The organism is Caulobacter sp. 05L422 (assembly GCF_056397765.1).
In genome coordinates, this window is the sequence record NZ_JBFTOB010000044.1 from 1 (window position 1) to 2,500 (window position 2,500).

General features: G+C 60.0%; 1 tRNA gene and 1 rRNA gene (1 of these 2 cut by a window edge). Both read left to right on the plus strand.

Annotated features, from left to right (window positions below):
• Positions 1-71 precede the first annotated feature (71 nt).
• Positions 72-148, plus strand: a tRNA-Met gene (locus AC1DMQ_RS25655).
• A 1,930-nt stretch (positions 149-2,078) separates the two neighbouring features.
• A 16S ribosomal RNA gene (locus AC1DMQ_RS25660) occupies positions 2,079-2,500 on the plus strand; it runs 1,064 nt beyond the window's last position.

Here is a 2,500-nt window from a genome sequence, read left to right on the forward strand (position 1 = left end):
AAGGATGCTTCTTGTAGAGCTCACGCTCCAAAGTCCAACCCTACCCACGATACACAAACTACCTCCTTCGCCGCGGGGTGGAGCAGCCCGGTAGCTCGTCAGGCTCATAACCTGAAGGTCACAGGTTCAAATCCTGTCCCCGCACCCAAGATCAAGAATGGCCTCCTTCGGGAGGCCATTTTCGTTTGGGCCTACCTCCGCGCAGGCGTGTCCGGTCTATCGCCAGGTCCTCGCAAGACCTCAAGGCCCTTCGGGAAGATCCCGGACGCGCCCTCGAACTGGTGCGTCGCGACTCCACTTCTCCGCAACACCGGGAATCGCATCGCCTGGGCCCTGTAAGGCCCTTGCGAAGGCGGCTCACGACGCCGTCTCACGGCGCCGGACGCCTGCATTCGGCGACTAGACGGCCGCCAAGGCCGGGAATCGCCCTCGTCTGCCGCCGGTGTCGCTGCTCCGCGGGCCAGATCCGCGCTCACGCCAGGACTCTGGATCGCATTTTGCCAGGTCGACGTCGTGAAACCGGCCCTCGCCCGCTCATGGCGAGGTCGAATTCAACGAGAATCGGGTCCAGCTCAAGGCGCTGCGATCCGAAGATCCATCGACAGCGGCGCCTTCCAGTAGAATCCCATGCACCGCAGACCTCCCGGATCGCGCCCATCGCGCGGCGAATCGTATCGATTCTCCCCGCTGAAGCGAGGCGGCGGCCATCGGACGCCTGCCTGGCGGTCGCGGCGGCTCGACGCCGACCTGGATCAAGGCGTGCACCCCGCGCCGCCCGAGCTTCCCCCTCGCGACGATGATCCCGTCTCGGCACGTGGGCCTTCGCGGAAATCGGCCGGCGATTCTCCAGCCGTCGACCGCCCCTTCCGGCGCCTGTCGCGTAAGATCGGCAGGTCGATCGGCTTCCGTCTTCCTGCAGGGCGCGCGCCGATCTCCCGCGCGCAGGCCGAATCGAGTGGCGGCATCGTTCAGCCGATGTCCGGATAAGCGGCGGGGAGGGGAGGCGCCCGATTCTCGGCGATACTCGCGCGCGCCTTGCTCGGCGCTTGGCGGCCAGGTCGTGCACGAGGCCGGCGACAGCGACCGAAGGGCGCGACGCCGGCCCCGCCAAAGCCCAAGCCGCCAAAGCCCAAGCCGCCAAAGCCCAAGCCGCCAAAGCCCAAGCCGCCAAAGCCCAAGCCGCCAAAGCCCAAGCCGCCAAAGCCCAAGCCGCCAAAGCCCAAGCCGCCAAAGCCCAAGCCGCCAGATCGGGATTCAACCGGAGAGGGGTTGTCACCGCGTCGTCACACGCCTATATCCGCCCCTCGCTCGGAAACGCGATCGCGACCACGGAGCAGGAACCGCAAGGCTCTTGCTTTCTTCGGCCGGTTTCGTTAGTTTCCGCGCTCCAATCGACTCGGTAACGGATCCAGGCGGGCAGCCTCGGCGGCCCAAGGATCCCTTTTTGTCTCTTCGCTGCGGCTCTGGCCCTCCGAAAGGACGGAAGAATGAGGCGGTTGACTCTGGAGTGATGCCTCACTAGAAGCACCGCTCCTCACTGAAGCAAAGAGTTCGATAAGAATTCCAAGGTTCGGTGAAGTATTTGGCTTCGAAGGTTTGCTGAAATTCAGCGGAATTCGAGGTTGACACGGGGTTTGGCTTTTAATAGAAAGCGCGGCTCCGGAAGGTTTGGTAGAGAGTTCGCAAGAATTCACTTCAAGTCTTCTCAAGTTCTTCGAGGGTTTCTTTGGAATTCTTGCTTGACTTGATTGACGGCTTTCACTAGAAGGTCGCTTCGGTCTACTGGGTTTGCTTTGGGGCGGATTTGGTGGGTTGGTTCGGACGGTTTTGCAAAAAACGGTTTGACACGGAATTTTGATTTGGAAAGAGAAACGCAGGCGGCGGCGCTCTGGCGATGACCTCACGGGTCATCTCGATGCGCTGACAATTGCGGTCTCTTGAAGACACCATGAATATCATGGACCAAAGCTTCGGCTTTGATCCATCGATGTGATTGGGAACTCGTCAAGATACTATGCAAACCAGAACCGGTTCCTCGGTTTTCCCCTTGGAACTGAAGTCTGTGTTAGCGGTCAACTCAACCTGAGAGTTTGATCCTGGCTCAGAGCGAACGCTGGCGGCAGGCCTAACACATGCAAGTCGAACGGATCCTTCGGGATTAGTGGCGGACGGGTGAGTAACACGTGGGAACGTGCCTTTTGGTTCGGAACAACTCAGGGAAACTTGAGCTAATACCGGATAAGCCTTTCGAGGGAAAGATTTATCGCCATTAGAGCGGCCCGCGTAGGATTAGCTAGTTGGTGGGGTAAAGGCCCACCAAGGCTACGATCCTTAGCTGGTCTGAGAGGATGATCAGCCACATTGGGACTGAGACACGGCCCAAACTCCTACGGGAGGCAGCAGTGGGGAATCTTGCGCAATGGGCGAAAGCCTGACGCAGCCATGCCGCGTGAATGATGAAGGTCTTAGGATTGTAAAATTCTTTCACCGGGGACGATAA